23 protein-coding genes are annotated in these 23,477 nt (G+C 73.3%); 12 read left to right on the forward strand and 11 right to left on the reverse strand.

Going from position 1 to position 23,477, the window contains the following annotated elements; translation table 11 throughout:
* The first annotated feature begins 679 nt into the window (after positions 1 to 679).
* The 8 genes from ACZ5CZ_RS18060 to hypE all read left to right on the forward strand — a co-directional run bounded on the left by ACZ5CZ_RS18060 (position 680) and on the right by hypE (position 9,039).
* On the forward strand, positions 680 to 1,048 hold the full coding sequence (locus tag ACZ5CZ_RS18060; RefSeq protein WP_385840899.1) for a hypothetical protein: 369 nt from the start codon (positions 680 to 682) through the stop codon (positions 1,046 to 1,048).
* Between the two features lie 66 nt (positions 1,049 to 1,114).
* Positions 1,115 to 2,824, forward strand: coding sequence for a hydrogenase maturation protein (locus ACZ5CZ_RS18065; RefSeq protein WP_468943784.1), 1,710 nt, complete (start codon positions 1,115 to 1,117; stop codon positions 2,822 to 2,824).
* Positions 2,821 to 3,402 (forward strand): hydrogenase maturation protease, encoded by a 582-nt coding sequence (locus ACZ5CZ_RS18070; RefSeq protein WP_468943787.1) that lies wholly within the window; start codon positions 2,821 to 2,823, stop codon positions 3,400 to 3,402. Before ACZ5CZ_RS18065 ends, ACZ5CZ_RS18070 begins: the two co-directional genes overlap by 4 nt.
* A gap of 58 nt (positions 3,403 to 3,460) precedes the next feature.
* On the forward strand, positions 3,461 to 4,198 hold the full coding sequence (gene hypB, locus ACZ5CZ_RS18075; protein ID WP_385840896.1) for a hydrogenase nickel incorporation protein HypB: 738 nt from the start codon (positions 3,461 to 3,463) through the stop codon (positions 4,196 to 4,198).
* Positions 4,195 to 6,540, forward strand: a complete 2,346-nt coding sequence (hypF, locus tag ACZ5CZ_RS18080) for a carbamoyltransferase HypF (protein ID WP_468943791.1) — start codon at positions 4,195 to 4,197, stop codon at positions 6,538 to 6,540. Before hypB ends, hypF begins: the two co-directional genes overlap by 4 nt.
* Positions 6,541 to 6,543: 3 nt before the next feature.
* Positions 6,544 to 6,834: a HypC/HybG/HupF family hydrogenase formation chaperone gene (locus ACZ5CZ_RS18085; RefSeq protein ID WP_385840894.1), complete on the forward strand. Its 291-nt coding sequence runs from the start codon at positions 6,544 to 6,546 to the stop codon at positions 6,832 to 6,834.
* Entirely contained in the window at positions 6,831 to 7,973 is a 1,143-nt protein-coding gene (hypD, locus tag ACZ5CZ_RS18090) for a hydrogenase formation protein HypD (protein ID WP_468943795.1), read from the forward strand. Before ACZ5CZ_RS18085 ends, hypD begins: the two co-directional genes overlap by 4 nt.
* Positions 7,966 to 9,039 carry a hydrogenase expression/formation protein HypE gene (gene hypE, locus ACZ5CZ_RS18095; RefSeq protein WP_385840892.1) on the forward strand — a complete coding sequence of 358 codons (1,074 nt, stop codon included), beginning with the start codon at positions 7,966 to 7,968 and terminating at the stop codon, positions 9,037 to 9,039. Before hypD ends, hypE begins: the two co-directional genes overlap by 8 nt.
* A 19-nt stretch (positions 9,040 to 9,058) precedes the next feature.
* On the opposite strand, the gene hypA is transcribed toward hypE, so the two are convergent.
* The 8 genes from hypA to ACZ5CZ_RS18135 are packed head-to-tail and all read right to left on the reverse strand — an operon-like array spanning position 9,059 to position 15,438.
* Positions 9,059 to 9,415 (reverse strand): hydrogenase maturation nickel metallochaperone HypA, encoded by a 357-nt coding sequence (hypA, locus tag ACZ5CZ_RS18100; protein WP_468943797.1) that lies wholly within the window; start codon positions 9,413 to 9,415, stop codon positions 9,059 to 9,061.
* Between the two features lie 7 nt (positions 9,416 to 9,422).
* The gene (locus tag ACZ5CZ_RS18105; protein ID WP_385840889.1) at positions 9,423 to 9,599 is read right to left on the reverse strand and encodes a hypothetical protein; all 177 of its coding nucleotides are present in this window, start codon (positions 9,597 to 9,599) and stop codon (positions 9,423 to 9,425) included.
* 41 nt (positions 9,600 to 9,640) lie between these two features.
* Complete coding sequence (locus ACZ5CZ_RS18110; RefSeq protein ID WP_385840888.1) at positions 9,641 to 9,847, reverse strand: hypothetical protein; 207 nt, start codon at positions 9,845 to 9,847, stop codon at positions 9,641 to 9,643.
* Between the two features lie 25 nt (positions 9,848 to 9,872).
* Positions 9,873 to 10,469, reverse strand: coding sequence for a DUF5947 family protein (locus ACZ5CZ_RS18115; RefSeq protein WP_385840887.1), 597 nt, complete (start codon positions 10,467 to 10,469; stop codon positions 9,873 to 9,875).
* Positions 10,466 to 11,017, reverse strand: a complete 552-nt coding sequence (locus ACZ5CZ_RS18120) for a NifU family protein (RefSeq protein ID WP_385840886.1) — start codon at positions 11,015 to 11,017, stop codon at positions 10,466 to 10,468. Before ACZ5CZ_RS18120 ends, ACZ5CZ_RS18115 begins: the two co-directional genes overlap by 4 nt.
* On the reverse strand, positions 11,010 to 12,803 hold the full coding sequence (locus ACZ5CZ_RS18125; RefSeq protein WP_385840885.1) for a nickel-dependent hydrogenase large subunit: 1,794 nt from the start codon (positions 12,801 to 12,803) through the stop codon (positions 11,010 to 11,012). Before ACZ5CZ_RS18125 ends, ACZ5CZ_RS18120 begins: the two co-directional genes overlap by 8 nt.
* A 59-nt stretch (positions 12,804 to 12,862) precedes the next feature.
* Positions 12,863 to 13,951 carry an NADH-quinone oxidoreductase subunit B family protein gene (locus ACZ5CZ_RS18130; protein WP_385840884.1) on the reverse strand — a complete coding sequence of 363 codons (1,089 nt, stop codon included), beginning with the start codon at positions 13,949 to 13,951 and terminating at the stop codon, positions 12,863 to 12,865.
* Positions 13,948 to 15,438: a hypothetical protein gene (locus ACZ5CZ_RS18135; RefSeq protein ID WP_468943804.1), complete on the reverse strand. Its 1,491-nt coding sequence runs from the start codon at positions 15,436 to 15,438 to the stop codon at positions 13,948 to 13,950. The genes ACZ5CZ_RS18130 and ACZ5CZ_RS18135 overlap by 4 nt, the downstream gene beginning before the upstream one ends.
* A 304-nt stretch (positions 15,439 to 15,742) precedes the next feature.
* Here ACZ5CZ_RS18135 and ACZ5CZ_RS18140 point away from each other — a divergent pair, with 304 nt between their 5' ends.
* Together ACZ5CZ_RS18140 and ACZ5CZ_RS18145 are read left to right on the forward strand one after the other, a co-directional pair.
* Complete coding sequence (locus ACZ5CZ_RS18140) at positions 15,743 to 16,402, forward strand: glycoside hydrolase family 11 protein (protein WP_385840882.1); 660 nt, start codon at positions 15,743 to 15,745, stop codon at positions 16,400 to 16,402.
* 15 nt (positions 16,403 to 16,417) lie between these two features.
* Positions 16,418 to 17,107 (forward strand): polysaccharide deacetylase family protein, encoded by a 690-nt coding sequence (locus ACZ5CZ_RS18145; RefSeq protein WP_385840880.1) that lies wholly within the window; start codon positions 16,418 to 16,420, stop codon positions 17,105 to 17,107.
* A gap of 121 nt (positions 17,108 to 17,228) precedes the next feature.
* On the opposite strand, the gene ACZ5CZ_RS18150 is transcribed toward ACZ5CZ_RS18145, so the two are convergent.
* The 3 genes from ACZ5CZ_RS18150 to ACZ5CZ_RS18160 form a co-directional block, all read right to left on the reverse strand.
* Entirely contained in the window at positions 17,229 to 17,807 is a 579-nt protein-coding gene (locus tag ACZ5CZ_RS18150) for a hypothetical protein (protein WP_385840879.1), read from the reverse strand.
* 82 nt (positions 17,808 to 17,889) lie between these two features.
* A complete protein-coding gene (locus ACZ5CZ_RS18155; RefSeq protein ID WP_468943809.1) occupies positions 17,890 to 19,095 on the reverse strand; it encodes a PP2C family protein-serine/threonine phosphatase in 1,206 nt (401 codons plus the stop codon).
* Entirely contained in the window at positions 19,092 to 20,528 is a 1,437-nt protein-coding gene (locus ACZ5CZ_RS18160; RefSeq protein WP_468943812.1) for an FUSC family protein, read from the reverse strand. The genes ACZ5CZ_RS18155 and ACZ5CZ_RS18160 overlap by 4 nt, the downstream gene beginning before the upstream one ends.
* A 294-nt stretch (positions 20,529 to 20,822) precedes the next feature.
* Here ACZ5CZ_RS18160 and ACZ5CZ_RS18165 point away from each other — a divergent pair, with 294 nt between their 5' ends.
* The gene (locus ACZ5CZ_RS18165; protein ID WP_468943814.1) at positions 20,823 to 22,337 is read left to right on the forward strand and encodes a hypothetical protein; all 1,515 of its coding nucleotides are present in this window, start codon (positions 20,823 to 20,825) and stop codon (positions 22,335 to 22,337) included.
* Between the two features lie 96 nt (positions 22,338 to 22,433).
* On the forward strand, positions 22,434 to 23,471 hold the full coding sequence (locus ACZ5CZ_RS18170) for a hypothetical protein (RefSeq protein WP_468943817.1): 1,038 nt from the start codon (positions 22,434 to 22,436) through the stop codon (positions 23,469 to 23,471).
* Positions 23,472 to 23,477 lie beyond the last annotated feature (6 nt).

Below are 23,477 nucleotides of genomic sequence, written 5' to 3' on the forward strand. Positions count from 1 at the left end.
GTCGGGGCCTCTGCATGCCCGCCCGGCGGCCCGCCTAGCCCGTCACCCGTCACCCGGCCTCCGGTCGGGGCCTCTGCCCGCCCGCCCGGCGGCCCGCCTAGCCCGCCACCCGTCACCGGGCCTCCGGTCGGGGCCTCTGCATGCCCGCCCGGCGGCCCGCCTAGCCTGCCACCCGTCACCGGGCCTCCGGTCGATGACCTCTGCACGGCCGCCCGGCGGCCCGCCTAGCCTGCCACCCGTCACCGGGCCTCCGGTCGATGACCTCTGCCCGCCCGCCCGGCGGCCCGCCTAGCCCGCCACCCGTCACCCGGCCTCCGGTCGATGACCTCTGCCCGCCCGCCCGGCGGCCCGCCTAGCCCGCCACCCGTCACCCGGCCTCCGGTCGAGGACCCCTGCCCGCCCGCCCAGCGGCGCCCGGGCCTGCGGTGTCGTACCACCCCAGCTGGGTACTGCGGAGCTGAGCGCGAGGGCCGCCCCCGCCGGACGGCGGCAGGAGGCGGCGACGAGTGCGCAACCGGATGACGCGACGGCCGGCGGCGGCGAGTATGCCGCCGGTGCCGGGGCACGGGGGTGGGCGGCCCGGGACCGGATCCGGGCCGCGGCGCAGGCCGCCGTATACGCCCGGGCGGAGACGGCCGGCGACACGCCGCCTGCGCCCGCCGAACGGTAGGGCCCGGCCATGACCTTCAAGAATCCCGTGCACCGCGGCGGCGACCGCCGCGGCCGGTTCGAACAGTTCGCCGAATACGCCTCCAACTTCACCAGCTCCCCGGTCTTCTTCCTCTTCTGCCTGCTGCTCGTCGGCTTCTTCGCCGCGGCCCACGTCGCCCATCTGCGCCTGGAACTGCTGCTGCTCGCCGGGGAGTCCATGACGGCGGTCACCCTGCTCCTGCTGGCGCTGCTGAAGAACGCCGAGATGCGGGCCGAACACGCCATCCAGCGCAAGCTCGACGCGATCGCCGGCGCCCTGCTGGAGATGCGCGAGGACGAACACAGCCAGGCCTTCGAGGACCTGCGCAACGCGATCCGGATGGAGGAAGAGACCTGACGGGCGGGGACGAAACGCCGCGGCGGTCCTTCCCGGAGCCCGCCGCGGGGACGACGATGCCATGTCATGAACATTCTGCTCGTGGCCAGCGCGTTCAACAGCCTCTCCCAGCGCCTGTACGCCGAACTGTCCGACGAGGGACACCATGTCGACGTCGTCCTCGCCACCCACGGCCCCGAGCCGGTGCGGGCCGCCGTACGCGAACTGCGGCCGGAGCTGGTCGTCGCGCCCATGCTCAAGACGGCGCTGCCCGAGGACGTGTGGCGGGAGCACACCTGCCTGATCGTGCATCCCGGCCCGCCCGGCGACCGCGGCCCGTCCTCGCTGGACTGGGCCATCGCGGGGCGGGCAGCGGAGTGGGGCGTGACCGTCCTCCAGGCCGAGGCGGCGATGGACGCGGGCCCCGTCTGGGCGGCGGAGCCCTTCCCCGTGCCGTCCGTCGGCAAGAGCGACCTGTACCGCAACGAGGCCTCCGACGCCGCCGTGACCGCCGTCCACACGGCCGTACGGCGCTTCGCGGAAGGCTCCTACAAGCCCCGCCCGCAGACGGACGAGTCGATCGACGTCGTCTGGCGGGACCTCTTCCGGCAGGAGCGGCGGCGCATCGACTGGGAGCACGACGACACCGGGACCGTCCTGGCCAAGCTCCGCGGCGCCGACTCGCAGCCCGGCGTCCTGGACGAACTCCTCGGCCGGGAGGTGTTCCTGCACGGCGGCCACCCCGAGGACCGGCTGCGCGGCCGCCCCGGCGAGCTGCTGGCCCAGCGGGCGGGCGCGGTCTGCCGCGCCACCCGGGACGGCGCCGTGTGGATCCCGGAACTGCGGCCCCGCAGGAACTCCGGCGACCCCGCGCCCTTCCGCCGGCCCGCCGCCAGCGTCCTGGCCGCCCTCGAACCCGGCCTCAGCCTCCCGGAGGACACCGTCCCGCTGGAACTGCCCGCGGACCGGCGTACCTTCAGCGACATCCGCTACCGGCAGCGCGGTGACGTCGGCGTGCTGACCTTCTCCTTTCCCGGCGGCGCCATGAGCACCGACCAGTGCCGCCGGCTGCTCGCCGCCTACCGGCACGCGCTCACCCGCCCCACCCGGGTGCTGGTGCTGGGCGCGGCCCGCGACTTCTTCTCCAACGGCATCCATCTCAACGTCATCGAGGCGGCCCCCGACCCCGCCCGGGAGTCCTGGACCAACCTGTGCGCCATGGACGACCTGGTCGAAGCGGTGCTGCGCACCACCGACCGGCTCGTGGTGGCCGCGCTCGGCGGCAACGCCGCCGCCGGCGGCGCCATGCTCGCTCTCGCCGCCGACGAGGTGTGGTGCCGTACGGGCGTCGTCCTCAACCCGCACTACCGGCGCATGGGCCTGTACGGCTCCGAGTTCTGGACCTACACCCTGCCGCGCCGCGCCGGCGCCGCGTGCGCCGAGCGGCTGACCGGCGACGCCCTGCCGGTCAGCGCCGCGTCCGCCGCGCGGCTCGGGCTCGTGGACCGGATCGTCCCGGCCGCCCCCCAGGACTTCGCCGCCGCGGCCGAACAGCTCGCGGCGGACCTCGCCGCCGACCCCGGCCTCGACCGCAGGATCGCCGCCAAGGCGGCCGCGCGCGCCGCGGACGAGCGGGAACGGCCCCTCGCCGAGTACCGGCAGGCCGAACTGGACCGCATGCACGCCATCTTCTTCGACCCCGCGGCGCCCTACCACGCCCTGCGCTCGGCCTTCGTCCGCAAGACCCCGGCCGGCTCGCCGCGCCCGCTCGACCCGCCGGCCGGGACCCTCCGGTGACGGCGGAACTGCTGGTGGCGGGCGTCGGCAACATCTTCCTCGCGGACGACGCCTTCGGCCCCGAGGTGATCCGCGCCCTCGACCACCGCCCGCTGCCGCCCGGCGTCCAGGTGCGCGACTTCGGCATCCGCGGCCTGGACCTCGCCTACGCCCTGTTGGCCGGCTGTGCCACCGCCGTCCTGGTCGACACCGCCCGGCGCGGCCACCGCCCCGGCACCCTCACCCTCCTGGAGGCCGAGCCGCCCGACGGCACCGTCGTGCCCGAGGCCCACGGCATGGACCCGGCCACGGTGCTGGCACTCGCGGCGCACCTGGGCGAGGAACCGCTGCCCCGGGTCCTCGTCCTGGCCTGCGAACCCGCGGTGCTGCCGGCCGGGGACGAGGACATCCTGCCGGGCCTGAGCGAACCGGTCCGCGAGGCCGTCGACCGGGCCGTGGACGCGCTGCACACCCTCGTCCCGGCCCTGCTCGCCGACCCGGCCGCAGCACCGCCCCCGTTGGGCCGCCCGATGGAATCCCGCCCCCCGCACCCGGCTGCGCTGCCCGTCCCCGCGGCCGACGGCACCGAAGATCGGTGAGCACCCGGGCCGCGTCCGGCGGCCCGGACCCCGCCGCCGTATCCGAGGAGCTGCGCCCATGTGCCGGTCCGACGTGGAACAGGCCGTCAAAGAAGCCGTCCTGGCGAAGAACGACGACCTGGCCGCCACCCTGCGCGGCGACCTCGCCCGGCAGGGCGTGGCCGTCGTCAACCTGCTGTCCAGCCCCGGCAGCGGGAAGACCGAGCTCCTCGGCCGGGTCCTGGCCCGCGCCGTGGAGCGCGGCCTGCCGGTCGCCGCGCTGACCGCCGACCTCGCGACCGAGAACGACGCCGTCCGGCTCGCCCGCTCCGGGGCACCCGTGCAGCAGCTGCTCACCGACGGGCTGTGCCATCTGGAGGCCCGCCAGGTCCGGGCCCGGCTGGACGGCTGGCTGCCGCCCGGCACCCGGGTGCTCTTCGTGGAGAACGTCGGCAACCTCGTCTGCCCGGCCGCCTACGACCTGGGCGAGACCCTGCGGATCGTGCTGATGGCGGTCACCGAGGGCGAGGACAAGCCGCTGAAGTACCCCACCGCCTTCGGCTCCGCCCATCTCGTCGTCGTCACCAAGACCGACCTCGCCGAGCCGGCCGGCTTCGACGAGGCCGCCTTCCGGACGAACGTGCACCGGGTCAACCCGGGCGTCGAGATCGTCCGCACCTGCGCCCGCAGCGGCTCCGGGGTCGGCACCCTGCTGGACCGGGCCCTCGCCGCCCGGGACGGCGCCCCGGCCCACCGTCCGCCCCTCGCCCCGCACCCGCACGGCCACCACCACAGCACACCCGCCACCGCCGTATGACGGCCCCCGCGACCGGCCTGGTCCGCCGCCGGCTCACCGTGCGCGGCACCGTGCAGGGCGTCGGCTTCCGGCCGTATGTGCACCGCCTGGCGGCAGAGCTCGGGCTGGCCGGATTCGTCGGCAACACCGGCGACGGCGTCATCCTCGAGGTAGAGGGACCGGCCGGCGAGGTCGACCGGTTCTGCACCGTCCTGGCCGAACAGCCGCCGCCGCTCGCCACCGTGACCGGCGTCGCCGGCGAGGAGCTGCCCGCCACCGGCGACACCGCCCCCTTCGCCATCCGCACCACCGAACGGGCCGGCGGCCGCACCCAGCTGCCGCCCGACACCGCGACCTGCGCCGCCTGCCTGCGCGAACTCGCCGACCCGGGCGACCGCCGGCACCGGCACCCCTTCATCACCTGCACCCACTGCGGCCCCCGCTTCACCATCGCCACCGCGATGCCGTACGACCGCGCCGTCACCACCATGGCCGGCTTCCCCCTGTGCCCCGCCTGCGCCCGCGAGTACGGCGATCCCGCCGACCGGCGCTTCCACGCCCAGCCCGTCGCCTGCCCCGACTGCGGACCACGCCTCACCCTCGTCCCCGCCGACGGGCTCGGCATCCGCCCGGCCCGCGACGCGGAGGCCCTGACCTCGGCGCGGGCACTGCTCGCCGCCGGGCGGATCGTGGCCGTCAAGGGCGTCGGCGGCTACCACCTGGCCTGCGACGCCACCGACGCCCGCGCCGTCGCCACCCTGCGGGCCCGCAAGGAACGCGGCGGCAAGGCCTTCGCCGTGATGTGCGCCGACCTCGCCACCGCCGAGCGGATCGCGCTCCTCACCGACGCCGAACGCGCCGAACTGACCGGCCCCCGGCGCCCCATCGTGCTGCTGCGCGGACACACCCCGGCGGACGGCCTCCGGCTCGCCGGCCAGGTGTGCCCCGGCAGCCCGCACATCGGTGTGATGCTGCCCTACACCCCCGTGCACACCCTGCTGTTCGGGCTGCCCGGCGATCCGCCCGGCCCCCGGGTGCTGGTCATGACGAGCGGCAACCGCTCCGGCGAACCCATCGTCACCGACGACACCGAGGCCCTGACCCGGCTCGCCGGCCTGGCCGACGCCTGGCTCAGCCACGACCGGCCGATCGCCTCGCCCTGCGACGACTCCCTGCTCCGGGTCCGCCCCGACGGCACCGCACAGGTCCTGCGGCGCTCCCGCGGTTATGTCCCCCGCCCGGTGCGGCTGCCGGTCCCGGTCCCGCCGGTGCTCGCCGTCGGCGGCGACCTGAAGAACGCGCTGTGCCTGGGCGAGGGCGAACACGCCTGGTTCGGGCCGCACATCGGCGACATGGCCGACCTGGCGACGCTGGCGGCGGCCGAGCGCGCCGAGCGGCACCTGAGCGGCCTCACCGGAGTCGCCCCCCGGCTGCTCGCCGCCGACCGCCACCCCGGATACCACTCCACCGTGTGGGCCCGGCGGCGCGCCGGGCGGCTGCCGCTGCGGCTGGTCCAGCACCACCACGCCCATGTCGCCTCCGCCATGGCCGAGCACGGCCTGGACGGCACCAGCCCGGTGATCGGCGTCGCCTTCGACGGCACCGGCTACGGCGACGACGGCACGGTGTGGGGCGGCGAGGTCCTGCTCGCCGACTACACCGGCTACCGGCGCTTCGCCCGGCTGGCCCCCGCCCCGCTGCCGGGCGGTGACGCCGGTGTGGCCAACCCCTGCCGGCTGGCCCTGGCCCGGCTGTGGGCGGCCGGACTGCCCTGGGAGCCGTGGCTGCCCAGCGTCCGGGCCTGCACGGACACCGAGACGGCCGTCCTGAGACGGCAGCTGGAGCGGCAGCTGGCCTGTGTGCCGACCTCCAGCATGGGCCGCCTCTTCGACGCGGTGGCCTCCCTGGTGGGCGTCTGCCACCGCGCGGGCTACGAGGCGCAGGCCGCGCTGCAACTGGAGGCGGCCGCGACCGAGGCGCGGGACGCGGAGGCGGTGGCCTACCCCTTCGGCTTCACCGGCGGCGGGGAGCTGGTGTACAGCCCCGCGCCGATGCTGGAGGCCCTCCTCGCCGACCAGCGGCGCGGCACCCCCGCCCCCGTCCTCGCGGCCCGCTTCCACCGGGGCGTGGCCCGGGCCGTCGCCGAGATCTGCCGCCGCGCCCGCGCCGCCACCGGGCTCACCACGGTGGCCCTCACCGGCGGGGTCTTCGCCAACGCCCTGCTGGAGGAGGAGTGCGCCGCCCTGCTGGCCGCCGACGGCCTGACGGTCCTGCTCCACCGCGACGTCCCCCCGAACGACGGCGGGCTGGCCCTCGGCCAGCTCATCGTCGCGGGGACGGCAACCCACCACGAGACGGAGTGACCCATGTGTCTGGCAGTGCCCGGCAAGGTCGTGTCCATCGACCACCGCGCCGACCCCCTCACCGGCCTGATCGACTTCGGCGGCGTACGAAAACAGGCCTGCCTGGAGTACCTGCCCGACATCCGGGTGGGGGAGTACGTCATCGTCCACGTCGGCTTCGCGTTGCAGCGCCTGGACGAGGAATCGGCCCGTGCCTCCCTGGAGCTGTTCGAGCAACTGGGCCTGCTGGAAGAGGAGTTCGGTGACGCCTGGGAGCAGGCGGCGCGGCAGGAGAGCGGGAGTGAGGCCCCGTGAAGTACATCGACGAGTTCCAGGACCCCGCCCTCGCCCGGCGACTGCTGGACGAGATCCACGCCACGGCCACCCGGCCCTGGGCCCTGATGGAGGTCTGCGGCGGCCAGACGCACTCCATCATCCGGCACGGCATCGACCAACTCCTGCCGGAGAACGTCGAGTTGATCCACGGGCCTGGCTGCCCGGTGTGCGTCACCCCGCTGGAGGTCATCGACAAGGCCCTGGAGATCGCCGCCCGCCCCGAGGTGATCTTCTGCTCCTTCGGGGACATGCTGCGGGTGCCCGGCACCGACCGGGACCTGTACCGGGTCAAGGGCGAGGGCGGTGACGTCCGGGTGGTGTACTCGCCGCTGGACGCCCTCGATCTGGCCCGCAGGAACCCCGACCGGCAGGTGGTGTTCTTCGCCATCGGCTTCGAGACCACCGCGCCCGCCAACGCCATGGCCGTCCACCAGGCCCGCCGCCTCGGCCTCGGCAACTTCAGCCTGCTGGTCTCCCATGTCCGGGTCCCCCCGGCGATCGACGCGATCATGACGGCGCCCGAGTGCCGGGTGCAGGGCTTCCTCGCCGCCGGACACGTGTGCAGCGTGATGGGCACCACCGAGTACCCGGACCTGGCCGAGCGGCACCGCGTCCCCGTCGTGGTGACCGGCTTCGAGCCGCTGGACATCCTCGAGGGCATCCGCCGCGCGGTCCACCAGCTGGAGCGCGGCGAGCACCGGGTGGAGAACGCCTACCCCCGGGCCGTACGCGACCAGGGCAACCCGGCGGCCCTGCGCATGCTCCAGGAGGTCTTCGAGGTCACCGACCGCAACTGGCGCGGCATCGGCCCCATCCCGGCCAGCGGCTGGCGGCTGTCCGAGGCCTACCGGGCCTACGACGCCGAGCACCGCTTCGACGTCAGCGGCATCCGCACCGAGGAACCCGCCGTGTGCCGGGCCGGCGAGGTCCTCCAGGGGCTGATCAAGCCGACCGCGTGCGAGGCCTTCGGCACGGCCTGCACCCCGCGTACCCCGCTCGGCGCCACCATGGTCTCCAGCGAGGGCGCCTGCGCCGCCTACTACCTGTACCGCCGGATGAACGCCCCGGCCCCTCAGGGATCCCGCATCCCGCAGGAGGAGATGAACACCGTTGGCTGACCTCGCCACCGAAGCGGCCGTCGACCCCGCGAACTGGACCTGCCCCGCCCCGCTGCGCGACCAGCCGGTCGTCGTCATGGGCCACGGCGGAGGCGGCGCCCTCTCCGCCGAACTGGTCGAGCACGTCTTCGCCCCCGCCTACGGCAACCCCACCCTGGCCGCCCTCACCGACTCCGCCGTGCTCGACCTCGGCGGCGCCCGGCTGGCCTTCTCCACCGACTCCTATGTCGTACGGCCGCTGTTCTTCCCCGGCGGCAGCCTCGGCGACCTCGCCGTCAACGGCACCGTCAACGACCTGGCCATGAGCGGAGCCCGGCCCGCCTATCTCTCCACGGCCTTCGTCCTGGAGGAGGGGGTGGAACTCGCCGTCGTCGAGCGGATCGCGCGGGCGATCGGTACGGCGGCGGAAGCCGCGGGCGTCACCGTGGCCACCGGCGACACCAAGGTCGTCGAGTCCGGGCACGGCGACGGCGTCTATGTCACCACCGCCGGCGTCGGCCTCGTACCGGACGGCGTCGACATCCGCCCGCAGCGGGCCCGCCCCGGGGACGTCGTCATCGTCAGCGGCCCGATCGGACTGCACGGTGTGGCGATCATGAGCGTGCGGGAAGGGCTGGAGTTCGGCGTCGAGATCGCCTCCGACACCGCGCCGCTGGCCGGGCTGGTGGCCGCCATGCTCGCGGTCACCCCCGACATCCATGTGCTGCGCGACCCGACCCGGGGCGGGCTCGGCGCCTCCCTCAACGAGATCGCCCGCGCCTCCGGCACCGGCGTCCGGCTCCACGAGCGGGCCGTCCCGGTGCCGGACGAGGTCGTGAACGCCTGCGGCTTCCTCGGCCTGGACCCGCTGTACGTCGCCAACGAGGGCCGGCTGGTCGCCTTCGTGCCCCCGGAGCACGCCGAGGCCGTCCTCGCCGCGATGCACGCCCATCCCCACGGCACCGGAGCGGCCGTCATCGGGGAGTGCGTCGCGGACCACCCGGGCATGGTCGTCGTCGCCACCGGCCTCGGCGGCACCCGGGTGGTGGACCTGCCGCTGGGGGAGCAGCTGCCCCGCATCTGCTGACCGGAGCCCGGCCCCGCCGTCAGCGCGGGGCCGGGGCCGGCGCCACCTCGGTGATCTCCAGCTCCCGCCCGCGGCGCAGCTCCTGCGAGGGCCGGTCGCAGCGCGGGCACCAGAAGAACGGCGGCATGCCCACCGGGAACTCCTCGGTGCACCCGCCGCACCAGGCCAGCGCGGTCACCTGTTCCACGACGAGGCAGGCACCGGCGAGCGCCGTCCCGTCCCGGGCCACCTCGAACGCGAAGTGCAGCGCGTCCGGCACGACCCCGGCCAGCTCGCCGACCCGCACGGTCACCGAGGACACCCGGCCCGACCCGTCCGCACGGGCGATCTCCTCGGCCCGCTCCACGATCGCGGTCGCGATCGACAGTTCGTGCACGGCCGGCTCAGGGATAGCGGCGGGCGGCCCGCAGCCCACCGGTCATCCGGTAGATACGCAACTCGCGCACGATCCCCGGGAGTTCCTTGACGAACACGGCCGCGAACAGGGCGCCGACGACCGCCGCCTGCGCGCCCAGCAGCTGACGCCCGGACATCCCGGCCCGCCTGGTCCTTCTTCTCATGCAAACCTCCTGGAGGGTCACGTCCTGCCGGTCCCGCCGGGTCATCCCGGCGAGATGTTCGGCATGTCCTTCACCAGCGCGTCATGCCGCTTCCAGTGCACACCGGTGGAGCGGCGCGCGTCGGACGTGCCGTCCGCGTGGTGTCCGGTCTGGTGCTGGTAGGGGCCCTTGTTCCCCTGGTGCAGTCCGCGCACATGGGTGGGGGTGTCGGGCTTCGCCTGGGGTCGGCCCACTCGGATGCTGCCCATACCGGTTCTCCTTCCGGTCCGGTCCTCAGGACCGCTCGGTCAGTTCCCTGAAGAACTGTTCTACGGCCGGCCACACCCGGCCGCCACCGGACAGGCCCCGCCACTCCCGGCGGACCAGGGCGATCATCCGGTAGCAGTCGTCGACCGGCACGATCCAGTGTGCGTCGGCGCCGCGCACGGTGTTCACCAGCAGCGCCTCCACATCGGGTGCCATCCCGGCCAGCTGCGGGACCTCGGCGGCGAGCCGCCGCCAGGCCGCCGCGTCCACCTCCCAGCGCATGGCCCCGGCCGGGCTCGGCCCCTGCGCGGTCACCGTGCCGTCCGAGCCCGGCACGAAGAACACCAGGCCCACCGGGACCCCGAGCACCGCCGTGTCGACGGGCGGCAGCCGCAGCCGCCGCCGGGGCACCAGCCGGTACCGGCCCTCGCCCGCCGCGCCGTCCGCGAACAGCACCGAGCAGGGGCGACACACACACCGCAGCTCGGCGGCACCGGTGTCGTACAGATGCGGGTGTTCCCCGGCCATCCGCGCGGCGCACAGCTCACACACCTCCGCGGCGGCCTCCGCCGCCCGGTCGGCGGCGGAGCGGATGACCCGGGCGAGCGCCCCGTCCACGCTCACCGCGCCTCCCGGACCAGCAGGGAGTCCAGCGGCACGAACGCCGGACCGGCCGGGCGGGCGGCGCCGGACACCGTCTCCACCTCGGTCAGCTCCGGGGCGACGGCCAGCACCGCGTCCCGGACCGCCGCGGCGACGTCCGAGGAGCCGCCGCCGCTGCCGCAGCCGGAACCGCAACCGCCGCCGCTGCTCAGCCGTACCCGCGCCACCTGTCCTTCGACGCCCGCCCACTCCAGATCGCCGCCGCGCTCGCGCACCGCGGGCCGCAGCTTCTCGACCGCGCGGGCGGCCCGGCGCTCCGGCGGCTCGGGGTGGATGTCGTGCAGGACCAGCAGATGCCCGAGCAGCTCGTCATCGGCGAGCCGCTCCGTCAGCGGCCCGTCCGCGTGGTCCAGCACCCGGGCGAGCGCCTCGCCGTAGACCTCGGTCAGCAGCCGTACCGCCTCCAGGGCGGGCCCGGGCGCCGCCTCCAGCCCGGCGAGCACCTCGTCGAGCCGGGCGAGCCGTGCCTCCACGGCCGGGTCCGGCAGCCGCACGGCCGGGTCAGCCATGGTTCGCTCCATATGTCGGCGAGTGGACCGTGGTCAGCGTCTTGCCCTTGCCCATGTACATGTGGACCCCGCACGGCAGACAGGGGTCGAAGCTGCGCACGGTGCGCATGATGTCGACGCCCTTGAAGTCGTCGGGACCGTTCTCCTCGAAGATCGGCTGCCCCTGGACGGCGTCCTCGTACGGGCCGGGGGTGCCGTGGATGTCACGGGGGCTGGCGTTCCACGGGGTGGGCGGGTACGGGTGGTAGTTGGCGATCTTCTTGTCCCTGATCACCAGATGGTGGGAGAGGACACCGCGGACCGCCTCGTGGAAGCCGCAGCCGATCGACTCGTCCGGCACCTCGAAGTTCTCGTACACCTTCGTGTCGCCGCTCTTCAGCATGCCCATCGCCTCCTCCAGGAACTGCAAGGCCATGGCGGCGGCGTAGGCGATGAAGTACGGCCGGGCGCGGTCCCGTTCGAGGGTGTTGCTCCACTTCGGGATGCGCCACTCCAGGGTGGTCTCCGGCAGCCGCTCGCCCTTGGGCAGGGTGATCCGGACGGCGCCGCCGGTCGCCTTGACGTACGGCGTGTCGACCAGGCCGCTCAGCGCCGTCGACCAGAGCCGGGCGAGCGGGCCGCCGCCGGTGTCCAGGGCGAGGTGCTCGCCGGTCTGCGGGTGGTACCAGCGCGGGCTCATCACCCAGCTGTAGTTGCCCTCGAACTCCCGCTTCTGCGGCACCGGGACCGTGGTCTGGTTCCAGGGGTGGCGCATGTCGACGGGGTTGCCGAGCGGGTCGTGGGTGACGAACGGCTCCTCGTTCACCCAGTCCTCGTAGAAGGAGCTGCCCAGCATGATGCGCAGGCCGAGATTGATGTCGATCAGGTTGTTGGTGACCAGCTTGCCGTCGACGATGATGCCCGGGGTGACATACATCGCCCGGCCCCACTCGTTCATCGTCGCGTAGCGGTAGTCCACCACGTCCGGGTTCTGGAAGGCGCCCCAGCAGCCGAGCAGAATGCGGCGTCTGCCGACCTCCTCGTAGCCCGGCAGGGCCTCGTAGAAGAAGTCGAAGACGTCGTCGTTCATCGCCACCGCCTTCTTGATGAAGTCGATGACGCGCATGAGCCGGCTGAGGTAGTCGGTGAAGGTGCTCGGCTGCGGCATCGTGCCGACGCCGCCCGGGTACAGCGTGGAGGGGTGCACATGCCGCCCCTCCATCAGGCAGAACATCTCCCGGGTGATCCGGCTGACCTTCAGCGCCTCCTTGTAGACCTCGCCCTCGAAGGGGTTGAAGGCCTTCATGATGTCGGCGATGGTGCGGTAGCCGTGGATGTCCCCGCGCGGTGCGTCGGTGCGTTCGGCGCGGGCCAGCACACCGGGGTTGGTGGCCTTGACCATCGCTTCGCAGAAGTCCACGAACACCAGGTTGTCCTGGAAGATCGTGTGGTCGAAGATGTACTCCGCCGCCTCGCCGAGGTTGGTGATGTGCTCGGCCAGCTTGGGCGGCTTGACCCCGTAGGCCATCTGCTGCGCGTAGTTGGAGCAGGTGGTGTGGTTGTCACCGCAGATGCCGCAGATCCGCGAGGTGATGAACCCGGCGTCCCGCGGGTCCTTGCCCCTCATGAACACCGAGTAGCCGCGGAACAGCGACGAGGTGCTGTGGCACTCCACGACCTCCCGGTTGGCGAAGTCGATCTTCGTGTAGATGCCCAGGTTGCCGATGATCCGGGTGATCGGATCCCAGGACATGTCGACGATCTGGGCGGGCTTGCGTCCCGTGGCCCGGGACTCGGTGGTGGTCATCTGCGGTGCTGCCCCTCGCTGTTCGGGTCGGGCGGGTGGAGGTGGGGTCCGGGGGACGGTCAGGCGCGCCAGTGGGGGTCGTAACCACTGGTCAGCTTGCGCTTGTTGTGGCGCCACCTGGGCTCGTGGTTCACCAGGTCGTTGGTCAGGCCGCGCAGCCGCCGGATGACCGCCCCGTACGGCCGGATCACCGCCGACGACAGGGTGCCGCCCGGCGGTTCGTCCATGAACGGCATGAAGGCGTCCGGGAAGCTGGGCATCGTGCAGCCGATGCAGATGCCGCCGACATTGGGGCAGCCGCCGATGCCGGCCATCCAGCCCCGCTTGGGGACGTTGCAGTTGACGACCGGGCCCCAGCAGCCCACCCGCACCTGGCACTTGGGGGAGTTGTAGTCCTTCCCGAAGTCGCCCTGCTCGTAGTAGGCGGCCCGGTCGCAGCCCTCGTGCACGGTCTTCCCGAACAGCCACTGGGGGCGCAGCATGTGGTCCAGCGGTGGCGGGGGAGCGGTGCCGGCGGCGTGCTGGAGCACCCAGACCAGGGTCTCCATGAAGTTCTCCGGCTGGATCGGGCAGCCCGGCACGTTGACGATCGGCAGCCCGGACCGCGCCGTGAAGTCCCAGCCCAGGTAGTCCGCGAGGCCCATGCAGCCGGTCGGGTTGCCGGCCATGGCGTGAATGCCGCCGAACGTGGCACAGGTCCCGGCGGCCACCACCGCCCAGGCCTTGGGCGCGAGGTCGTCGATCCACTGGTTCAGGGTCTGCGGCTGACCGGTGTCGGGGTCGTTGCCGAACGACGTCCAGTAGCCGTCCCCCTCGATGATCCGCTGGTTCGGGATCGAACCCTCGATCACCAGGATGAACGGCGCAAGCTCGCCGCGCGCCGCCGCCCGGTACGGGGCGAGGAAGTCCTCGCCGCCCAGGCTCGGCGACAGCACCTTGTTGACCAGGTTCACCTTCGGCAGACCCGGGATGAGACCCAGCACCACGTCCTCGATGGACGGCTGGCCCGCCGCGGTCAGCGACACGGTGTCGCCGTCGCAGCTCATGCCCTCCGAGATCCAGAGGATGGTGATCTCCTCGAAGCCGTCGTGCGCTTCGGCCCGGCCGGACTCGCCGGGGGCTTCGGTGGTACCGCTCCGTGTGCTCATGTCTGCGGCCTCCGTCGCAGTCGGTCGTGGGCCGGGCCGGGGGACACCGGCGGGCCCGTGGGAACGAGGGGTTCGACCTCGTCGGGCCGGAAGTAGTGGAACCGGCCGTACCAGTCGTGCAGTTCGGCGGCCGGATCGTCGTCGACCGTGACGGCCAACCTGACCCCGCCGTCGACGTCGTGGAAGACGGCGGCGACCCGGGCGGTGCGCCCGTCCAGGAACATGTCCTGCGCGTCGGCGCCGCGCAGCCGGGGACGCAGCCGCACCGGGCTGCCCGCGCCCACGGCGACCCCGGCCACGAGGACGGTGTCGGTCGTCGGGGACAGCCCGTCGTCACCGCCCTCCTGCCACCAGGCGGGCCGCTGCGGGCGGGCCGGCGCCCCGGCCGGGGCCAGGGAGCGGATGGCGCCGTGCAGGCGGGCGAACACCTCGTCCGGCATGGTGTCGACCCGGTCGAGGATCTGCGCGGCCCGTGGATCGGTGGCCCGGGCCTCCGCTTTCTCCTCGTCGGTCAGCAGCATCGTGCGCAGCGTGAGAATCTCGTCGATCTCCGCCGCGTCGTGCAGGTCGCCGGGGCTCTCCGGCGCCACCTGGGGGTGGTCCGGCAGGATGATGGGGGCGGACAGCATGACGGGTGCGGTCGCCCCGTCGGCGCCGGCGCCGGCGTGGGCGCCGGGTGCGCCGCCCAGCACCGGGAACGTGAACGCGTTACGGCAGCCCCCTGCCGCCTCGCGCAGCGCGGCCGGCGGATCGATCAGGGAGACGAACTCCACGCCGTCGCCGCCGAGCAGGGTGTGCGTGGCGATCAGCGCCCGCTCCAGCACCGCGCCCCGCGGCGCGTGCGGATCCGGGGCGGCGCCGGTGTTCTCGATCCGCACCCGCAGCCGGTACAGCTCCGGCCGGTCGAGCGGTTCGGCGGCGGGCGGTTGGGCGGAGAGCGGTTCGGCGGAGAGTGGTTCGGCGGCGACCGTCAGGGCCGCCCGTACCTCCTGCCGCCGCCGGACCGTGCGGCCCGCCCCGGCCGGCAGCGGCTCGCAGTCCGCCCCGGCGGGCGCGTTCACACAGACGGTGTGCGCCCCGCGCAGCAGGTCCGCCGGAGCCAGCGTGACCTCGGCCTCCCGCTCCACGGCCTCCTCGAAGGACAGATGACGGGTGCCGTCCTCCGCCCGCAACGACTCGACCGGCCGGTGTCCGCCCGCGCCGTCGGCCGCCTCCACCTGCTTGTGCTGGAGCTGGAGATAGCGCACCCGCACCCGCACGGCCGCGTCCGGGCGCCGTACCCGCAGCAGGCACTCGGTCTGCTGGTACCAGGAGTCCGCGGAGCCGGAGATGCCGGGCGCGACCGGCCCGTCCCGCTCCACCCAGTCCCGGGGCAGCAGCACCCCGAACTGCCAGCGGACCCGGTTCTTCGCGGAGGAACGGCGATAGGGATACAGCAGGTACCCCTCGTACAGCACGGCGTCGGCGACCGCGCTCATCGACTCCATCCCGCCTCCTCGACTCCGGTGCACCGGCGGATGCCTCCCACCACGGTCACACCCCGCAGGCGACCGCGCCCCTCGGACGCGCGGTCGTTGGGCCGGTCAGGGGACACCGGTCACCACGTCGAAACTTTCGACGTCAGGAGCCGGTGAAAGTCGATCAGCGAGCCGCGCGCTCCGAACGCTTTCGACGCATCACCGCTGCTGTTCACAGGTACGAACGTTTCGAAATATCAACCGAAACTGTTGACAGTGGTTCGGCCCGCTCAGACACTCATCGGCGTCAGCGGGCGATGAGGAAGGAAGCGTCGTGGAACGGTTCGTGCTCTTCATCCGAGGCGCGTGCGCCATGGTGCTGGTCGCCGTCGGAGCGTTGCTGCTGCCCGGCACCGCGCAGGCCGACACGGTCATCACCACCAACCAGACCGGCACCAACAACGGCTACTACTACTCGTTCTGGACCGACGGAGGCGGATCCGTCTCGATGGGTCTCGGCTCCGGAGGCAGCTACAGCACCTCGTGGAGCAACAGCGGCAACTTCGTCGCGGGCAAGGGCTGGAGCACCGGCGGCCGCCGCACCGTCAACTACAACGGCAGCTTCAACCCGTCCGGCAACGGCTACCTCTCCCTGTACGGCTGGACGACCAACCCGCTGGTGGAGTACTACGTCGTCGACAACTGGGGCACCTACCGGCCCACCGGCACCTACAAGGGCACCGTCACCAGCGACGGCGGCACGTACGACATCTACGAGACGACCCGGGTCAACGCCCCGTCGATCGAGGGCATCCGGACGTTCAACCAGTACTGGAGCGTGCGGCAGACCAAGCGGACCGGCGGAACCATCACCACCGGCAACCACTTCGACGCCTGGGCCCGGCACGGCATGAACCTCGGCACCTTCAACTACATGATCCTGGCGACCGAGGGCTACCACAGCAGCGGCAACTCCAGCATCACGGTGAACTGAGGGGAGGTGGCACCCATGCGCAGCTCACCCGGCCGGGCCGTCCGGCCCCTCGTGGCGACGCTCGCCGTGGCCGCACTGGGCATCACCGGCAGCCTCACGCTCGGCGCCACACCGTCCCGTGCCGCAGGCTGCTCCGGGTATGTCGGGCTCACCTTCGACGACGGGCCGTCCGACGCCCATACCCCGGCCCTGCTCGCCGCGCTCCGGCAGAACGGACTGCGGGCCACCGTGTTCAACGAGGGCCAGTACGCGGCCGCCTATCCGGCACAGGTCCGGGCCGAGGCCGCGGCGGGCATGTGGATCGGCAACCACAGCTACACCCACCCGCATCTGACCCAGCTGAGCCAGGCGCAGACCGACTCCGAGATCGCCCGCACCCAGCAGGCGATCGCGGCGGCCGGCGGCGGCACACCGGTGCTGTTCCGGCCGCCCTACGGCGAGACGAACGCCACCGTGCACGGGGTCGCGGCCAAGTACGGCCTCACCCAGGTCATCTGGGACGTCGACTCGCAGGACTGGAACGGCGCGAGCACCGACGCCATCGTGCAGGCGGCCGGCCGGCTGACCAACGGTCAGGTCATCCTCATGCACGAGTGGCCCGCGAACACGCTCGCCGCGGTGCCGCGCATCGCCCAGGTGCTGGCGGCCCGCGGGCTGTGCGCCGGCCGGATCTCCCCGCAGACCGGCCGGGCCGTGGCGCCCTGACAGCGGGCGGCCGCCGGGCCATGCGCCCGCCGGCCGCCCCCCTTCGCGTCCCACGCAGCCCCCGGCCGCCTTCCGAGTTGCGTGTCATCCAGCCCGGTCGGCCGCTCGCGCTTGCCGCGGCTCAGTGGAGCAGCAGATAGCGGGTGACCAGGGAGCGGGCCCGGTCGGGGGCGATGCCGAGGGCCCTGCCCAGCGACTCCCACTGCCCCGCGCTGTCCTCCTCGATCATGCAGGCCGCCTCCCGGCCGACCCGGGCGGTCAGCCGGTCCAGCGCCGCCACGGCCCGCAGCGCGGCGGCCGGTGCGTCGTCGGCGAGCGCCAGCAGCCTTTCCTCCAGGACGCCCAGCAGCTCGGTCAGTTCCTCCGGCAACGGCACCGTGCGCCGCTCCACCGCCCCGATGTGTTCCCGCCAGTCCCGGTGCGGACCGGAGAGGTCCAGGTCGTCCAGGCCGTCCTCGTCCAGCTCCGCCCACGGCACCGGCACGCTCGGGCCGCGCCAGCCGCAACTGCACGCGGCCCGGATCGCGGCCGCCCGTGGCTTGCCCAGCCGGCCGCTGTACGCCCACCACTCGCTGGTCCGGTACATCTCGGCGCCGCTGCCGACGTCGAAGTACGCGGGCTTCGGCTCGCTGCCGTCGGCCAGCACGGCTCCGACGATGCCCTCGTGGGACTCCCCGAACTCCTCCGTCGTCCACGCCACGGGCGTCTCCCTCCCTCGCCGGGCGTTCCATGGTTCCAGGCGGAGCGGCGCCGCGGGCCCGCCTTGGCCGAGGTCGGCCGGTTCACGCGTGTCCGGCCCGCGGCGCGTCGGCGCCGGAGGGCAGCCGTTCCACCGCCACCAGGGCCGCGTCGTCCCCGAGATCGCCGTGCACATGGCGCAGCAGGTCGCGGCGGAGGGCCGCCACCATCGCCGCCGGCGGCCGGCCCGCGTGCGCCCGCACCCGCCCGGACAGGTCGTAGAACCGGCCGAGGCGGTCGCGGGCCTCGATGAAACCGTCGGTGTAGAGCACCAGTCGGTCGCCGGCCGTGAACGGCACCGTCTGCGCGACCGGCCGCGCGTCCAGGAGGTCACCGAGCCCGAGCGGCGCGCCCGGCTGCTCCGGCCGTACCAGGCGCGGCCGCCCGGCGTGTACGACATACGGCTCGGGGTGGCCGCAGTGCACGATGCGGGCCACCGTCTCGCCGGGCGGGAACTCCACCAGCAGCGCGGTGGCGAACCGCTCCGTGAACAGGGCGCCGCCCGCACCGTCCGTGCCCCGTCCGTCCGGGGTCCCGTCCAGCGCCGCGATCTGCTGTCGGGCCCGCTCGTCCAGGTGCGCCGCGACGCGCGTCAACTCCGGCTCCTGGTAGGCGAGTTCACGAAAGGCGCTGAGCAGGGTCGCCGAGGCGCCGACGGCCGTCAGGCCCTTGCCGCGTACGTCGCCGAGGAGGATCCGGGTGCCGTACGGCGTGCGCAGCGCCTCGTAGAAGTCGCCGCCGATCCGGGCCTCCGACTCGGCCGGCAGATAGCAGCCGGACAGGGCCAGCGAGCCGATCCGGCCGGGGAGCGGGTGCATGAGGGCGCGCTGTGTGGTCTCGGCGACCGAGCGGACCTGGCGGAGCTGCCGTTCCCGGCGCCGCCGCAGCGCGCACGCGCCGAGCGAGGTGAGTCCGACGACGAACAGTGTGCCCAGGGTGACGTCCGAGTCCGGGCGGCCGCACGTCCCGGCGTCCAGCTGGAGCAGCAGCGTGACCACGAGCACGGCAGCGGCGAGCGCCGCCGTCGCCGGGCACGGCAGCAGCACGGCGGCCAGGACGGGTACGGCGGCCAGCACCGGCGCGACATGCAGCCAGTCCGGGGTGAGTACGTCGACGAGGACGACCACCGCCATCAGCAGCGCGGGTGCGGAGGCCAGCAGGACCCGGGAGCGGGCGGACCGGCGCCCGGTGTCCTTGCCGGTGGGGGTGGGGTGCTGGTGTTGGAGATCGGTGGAGGGGGAAGAGGTCATCGTCGCGATGCGGGCCGTAGGGGAGCGAGGACGCGGTGCGGCCGGGCGGCCCGGGCCGCGGGCGCGGGCGCGGCCAGGCAGGCGAGGGCCGCGTCGAGCTGCCGGAGGAGGCGCCGCTCGGGGACGCCGGGGGGTGGTGGGGTGGTGCGGGGATCGGTGCCGGGGGCCAGGGACCCGGTGCGCGGGTCGACGCCGACGCTGGTGTCGGGGGCCGCCGGGTTGGTGTGCGGGGCAGGCGAGTCGGGGTGGGGATCGGTCACCGAGGCCGGGGGGCCTGCGCCGGGGCCGATCTCCCGGGCCGGTGGTTCGGTGCGGGGGTGAGCGTCCCGGGCTGATGGATCGGTCCCCAGCGCGGCGCCCAGGGCTGATGGATCGCTACCGGAGCCGGTGGCCGGGGGCGGCTGAGTGGTGCCGGGCTCGTCGGCGGAAGCCGGTGTGGCGGTGGCGGTGGCGGGGGTGTGCGGGGCCGGGTGGGGGCCGGGGGCCGGTCCGTCGAGCCGGGCCAGCGCGTGCCGTGCGGCGGGCAGCGCGGGATGCGGGCGGCCGCCGCCCCGGCAGGAGTAGACGCACAGGGCGGTCGTCCGCAGCAGGCGCGCGTACCGCTGGACGAAGGGGGCGGCGGGGCCGCCGGGGTGCGGGCGGTGTCCGTCCAGCAGCCGGCCCGTCGCCGTCGCCTGCTCTGCCACTTCGCCCAGCGTGTGCAGCACCCGGTGGTCCAGGTGCCAGCGGCGGCGCCGGGCGGCCGGCCGGACGTTCCAGCGCACGCTCTCGTGCGCCTCGTCCACCGCTCCGCGGGCCCGGTCCAGGGCGGTCTCCAGGTCGCGTTCCCAGGCGGCGCCGAGCACCTGCCGCGGTGGTTCACGCCGTACGACCGCGTCGGCCAGCGCGTCCAGGTCCCGGGCGATCAGATGCCGCAGCTCCGCCAGGGCCCGCTCGGCGGAGCGCACGCGCACCGCCGGGAACAGCAGCGCGCTGCACGCCAGGCCGAAGGCGATGCCCAGCACTATCTCCGTGAGATGGGAGGCCAGCTCGCCGGGGTGGCGGCCGCGGACCAGGGCGAAGGTGATCAGGGCGGTGGTCGGCACATGGAGGCCGTGGTGACCGAGGAAGCCGTGCCGGACCGGCAGCACCGAGGCGAACACCACCAGGGCCAGCCCCACCATCCCCGGGTGCACATACAGCGCGGCCGGTACCGCGAGCAGGACACCGAGCAGACAGCCGGCGGCGTACCGGGCCGCGGCGGCGACCGTGCGCACCACCGTCGCCTCGACCGTGAGCAGCGCGGCGACGGCACCCGGGTACGGGCCGGGGGAGTGCAGCAGGGTCGCACACATCTGCCAGGTGAGTCCGGCGGCCACGGTCGCGCGCGCGGCCCCGACGCAGTCGGTCCGTCCGATCCTCTCGGCGAGGGCGGACCACCGTGCGCTGAGCATGTCGAGTGACCTCCTTTGTCCGGGTTCCGGCAAGGCCGCCCAGAATAATCGGACAAACCGGGCATGTGGCAAATAAGGAACGTGTAGGCGTCAGGTGTTCGAACCTCTGTCGGGTCCTGTGTCAACGCACGTAAACTGCTCATTCCGCAGTGGTGCGGGGGGAGTTGAGTGGGGGGAGCCACTATGTCCGAGGATGCGTACGGCCCTTATCCGGGTGGGGCACATCAGAACAATCCAGACCAGGGCGCTTCATACCCCGGGTTCGGTGCGCCGTCGATGCCGCCGGTGCCGCCGATGCCGGCGAGTCCCCCGCCCGCGCCCGCAGACCCGTGGCGCGCCGCAGCGGTCGCCCTGCTCAACCTCAGCGGGCTCGGCCTCGGCTACGCGCTGCTGCGGCGCCGGCTCCTCACGGCCGTCTGCTGGGCCGCGACCGCCGTGCTGCTGTTCGTCGCGCTGCCCGCGGACGCCGACGGGATCCCCGGGGCGGCGCTCGTCGGTTACGGCCTGGTGCTGCTGCTCGCCGCCGTCCACGGTGCCGTCTCCGCACTGCGTACCCGGCTGGTGTGGCCGGGCAGAGCGCCGCTGGCGCTGCTGCTGGGCGTGGTGCTGCTCGCCGTACCGGCCGGTGGCGCCCTCTGGTACCAGGGCGCCCACGACGACGCCGTGGAACAGGCCCTCCTCGACCGGCTGGACCAGGCCGACCGCCAGGTCGCGGCCGCGGGCCGGCAGTCGTTCTCCACCGCGGAGCCGGACTACCGCAAGGCGCTGACCGTCTACCGGGACATCGCCGTCCACCACCCCGGCTCCCGTGCCGCCCGGCAGGTGCCCGACCGGCTGCACACCTTCTACACGACTGTCGGCGCGGCCTACAGCCACCGGGACTACTGCGGCGCGGTGGAACCCCTGAAGTACCTGCGCACGCTTCCCGACACCCTGCCCAAGTCCCAGCTGGGATCGCTGGCGGCCTGGCCCGACGACCGGCTGGCCACCTCGCTGTACGAGTGCGGGTCCGAGGGCCTCGCCGGCGGATCGGCGGACTGGGTCACCCGCTACACCGACCTGCTGAACACCTTCCCGAAATCCCGCCAGGCCACCCAGGTGGCGCCCGCCGTGGACGCGGCGGTGACGAAGGCGGCCAAGGACGTCGGCGGCTCCGGAGCGTGCGCGGCCGTGGACCGGCTGCGCACCCTCAACACCAGCATCGCCGACCTGGCGAAGTCGGCCGACGACACGGGCGGCAGCCTGGCGAAGGCCGCCGACCGCGCGGACCGCAGCGGTAACTCGGGGGAGTACGCGTGCGGTGTCGAGCAGTACAAGGACAAGGACTTCGCGGCGGCGCAGAAGACCATGGAGCAGTTCGTCGACGACAACAAGAACGACCGCAACCGGGACCGCGCCAAGAAGGTCGCGATAGCCGCCGAGGTCGCCCAGACGCTCCCTGCGGCCGGCGGCAAGCTCCCCACCACCGCCTCCGGCGGCGGCATCTCCGTCACCGTCAAGAACGACAGCCCGGACGACATCACCGTCCTCTACGCCGGCCCCGTCACCGGCAGCTTCACCCTCAAGGCCTGCGGCGACTGCAAGGCGTACCTGCTCGCCGAGACACTCCTGACCGGCTTCAAGCCGTGCAACGGCGGCAAGGACTACCCGCAGCGCACGATCAGCCTGCCCCCGGGCACCACCTACTTCGTGCACAAGTCCCACAGCAGCAGCTCCACGACCCCGGCCTCGGACACCGCCAAACTCCGGTACGGCTACATCTACACCGAGTGCGCCTACTCGACCCGCTCCTTCGGCTCCACCTACTGATCCACCCCACAGAGCCTCCCCCGCCCAACCCGGGGGAGGCTCTTCGCGCGCATTTCGTTTGAGAGTTGTTGACGTGGCAATGCCAGAATGTCGATCATGAACGACCGCCGGCCCGAGCAGCCCCCGCCACCCCAGGAGCGCCTGCCTCCCGCGTCTGTCGACGCCCCTGAGCCGGAGCAGGCGGCGGACGCGGAGCCCCACACAGACCCGGCAGAAGGACCGGCACCCACGGACGCGCACGTCCCGGATGCCGATCAGGCGGATGAGGCTCCGGAACCGGCGGCCACGGAGGACACCAGCAGTGCACCGGAGAAGACCGGCAGCTCTGAAGGGGAGCCTTGTCCACCCGGCGCTGACGCCGTGGAACCTGCAACTGCCGAGGGCGCAGACTCCGAAACCGGCCCGGCAGAAGCTCACGAAGCCGAACACGAGCAGTCGGAAGAGGCTCCGGAACCGGCGGTTGCCGAGGATTCCGGCGACGAGGAGGCTGAAGGCGCTGACGCTTCCGCCGAGGCGCCAGCGGTAGAGGAGCCGGCCGAGGCGCCGGATGCCATCCCCTCGGAGCAGGTGGAAGGCCTGTCCGAAACTCCCGAGTCCGGCGATGGATCCGCGAGAGACGTTTCCAGCGACGAGGCTCCCGACCCATGGGACGCCCCGGAGGGTGAGCCGGAGCCGGAACCCGAAGCAGACGCCGACACTCCGGGTATGTTCCGGAAGGACATCTTTGGCGACCAGGGTCCGCCGATCGGTCTGAGCCCCGAGAAGCAGGAGGCGATAGAGGGACTCTACGCGGAGGCGGAAGCGAATGACATCGCCGTCATATCCGGTGAAGAAGCGGATGCGTATTTCGAATGGGTCGCCAGCCGGGAAGGTGGAGACCCTGAATCTTATTATGCCGTCACCTTGGGTGATACGATCCTTGTTCGCGATTCCCACAAATTCGACCCCCGGACGATCGGGGAAGAGATGATCCATTCGAAACAGCAGATGGATGGCAGAGGTGACGTTTTTGAATGTGAGATAGAAGCGAGAGAAGGACTGCTCGCGAATCCCGAGAAGTACGCGCTCACCGAAGATGAAATCAGTGAGCTGGAGGCAGAGGTCGCCACCATGAAGAAACGGGGTTACTACTAGTGGAGG

The organism is Streptomyces sp. NPDC031418 (assembly GCF_055581605.1).

Bases quoted from the DNA above. Each gene is read 5' to 3' on its own strand.
- ACZ5CZ_RS18155 (WP_468943809.1), bottom strand. From the start codon at position 19,095: ATGACCTCTTCCCCCTCCACCGATCTCCAACACCAGCACCCCACCCCC.
- ACZ5CZ_RS18165 (WP_468943814.1), top strand. From the start codon at position 20,823: ATGCCGGCGAGTCCCCCGCCCGCGCCCGCAGACCCGTGGCGCGCCGCA.
- ACZ5CZ_RS18170 (WP_468943817.1), top strand. From the start codon at position 22,434: ATGAACGACCGCCGGCCCGAGCAGCCCCCGCCACCCCAGGAGCGCCTG.
- ACZ5CZ_RS18145 (WP_385840880.1), top strand. From the start codon at position 16,418: ATGCGCAGCTCACCCGGCCGGGCCGTCCGGCCCCTCGTGGCGACGCTC.
- ACZ5CZ_RS18105 (WP_385840889.1), bottom strand. From the start codon at position 9,599: ATGAGAAGAAGGACCAGGCGGGCCGGGATGTCCGGGCGTCAGCTGCTG.
- ACZ5CZ_RS18135 (WP_468943804.1), bottom strand. From the start codon at position 15,438: ATGGAGTCGATGAGCGCGGTCGCCGACGCCGTGCTGTACGAGGGGTAC.
- ACZ5CZ_RS18120 (WP_385840886.1), bottom strand. From the start codon at position 11,017: ATGGCTGACCCGGCCGTGCGGCTGCCGGACCCGGCCGTGGAGGCACGG.
- ACZ5CZ_RS18085 (WP_385840894.1), top strand. From the start codon at position 6,544: ATGTGTCTGGCAGTGCCCGGCAAGGTCGTGTCCATCGACCACCGCGCC.
- ACZ5CZ_RS18130 (WP_385840884.1), bottom strand. From the start codon at position 13,951: ATGAGCACACGGAGCGGTACCACCGAAGCCCCCGGCGAGTCCGGCCGG.
- hypF (WP_468943791.1), top strand. From the start codon at position 4,195: ATGACGGCCCCCGCGACCGGCCTGGTCCGCCGCCGGCTCACCGTGCGC.
- ACZ5CZ_RS18060 (WP_385840899.1), top strand. From the start codon at position 680: ATGACCTTCAAGAATCCCGTGCACCGCGGCGGCGACCGCCGCGGCCGG.
- ACZ5CZ_RS18125 (WP_385840885.1), bottom strand. From the start codon at position 12,803: ATGACCACCACCGAGTCCCGGGCCACGGGACGCAAGCCCGCCCAGATC.
- ACZ5CZ_RS18065 (WP_468943784.1), top strand. From the start codon at position 1,115: ATGAACATTCTGCTCGTGGCCAGCGCGTTCAACAGCCTCTCCCAGCGC.
- ACZ5CZ_RS18160 (WP_468943812.1), bottom strand. From the start codon at position 20,528: ATGCTCAGCGCACGGTGGTCCGCCCTCGCCGAGAGGATCGGACGGACC.
- hypB (WP_385840896.1), top strand. From the start codon at position 3,461: ATGTGCCGGTCCGACGTGGAACAGGCCGTCAAAGAAGCCGTCCTGGCG.
- ACZ5CZ_RS18110 (WP_385840888.1), bottom strand. From the start codon at position 9,847: ATGGGCAGCATCCGAGTGGGCCGACCCCAGGCGAAGCCCGACACCCCC.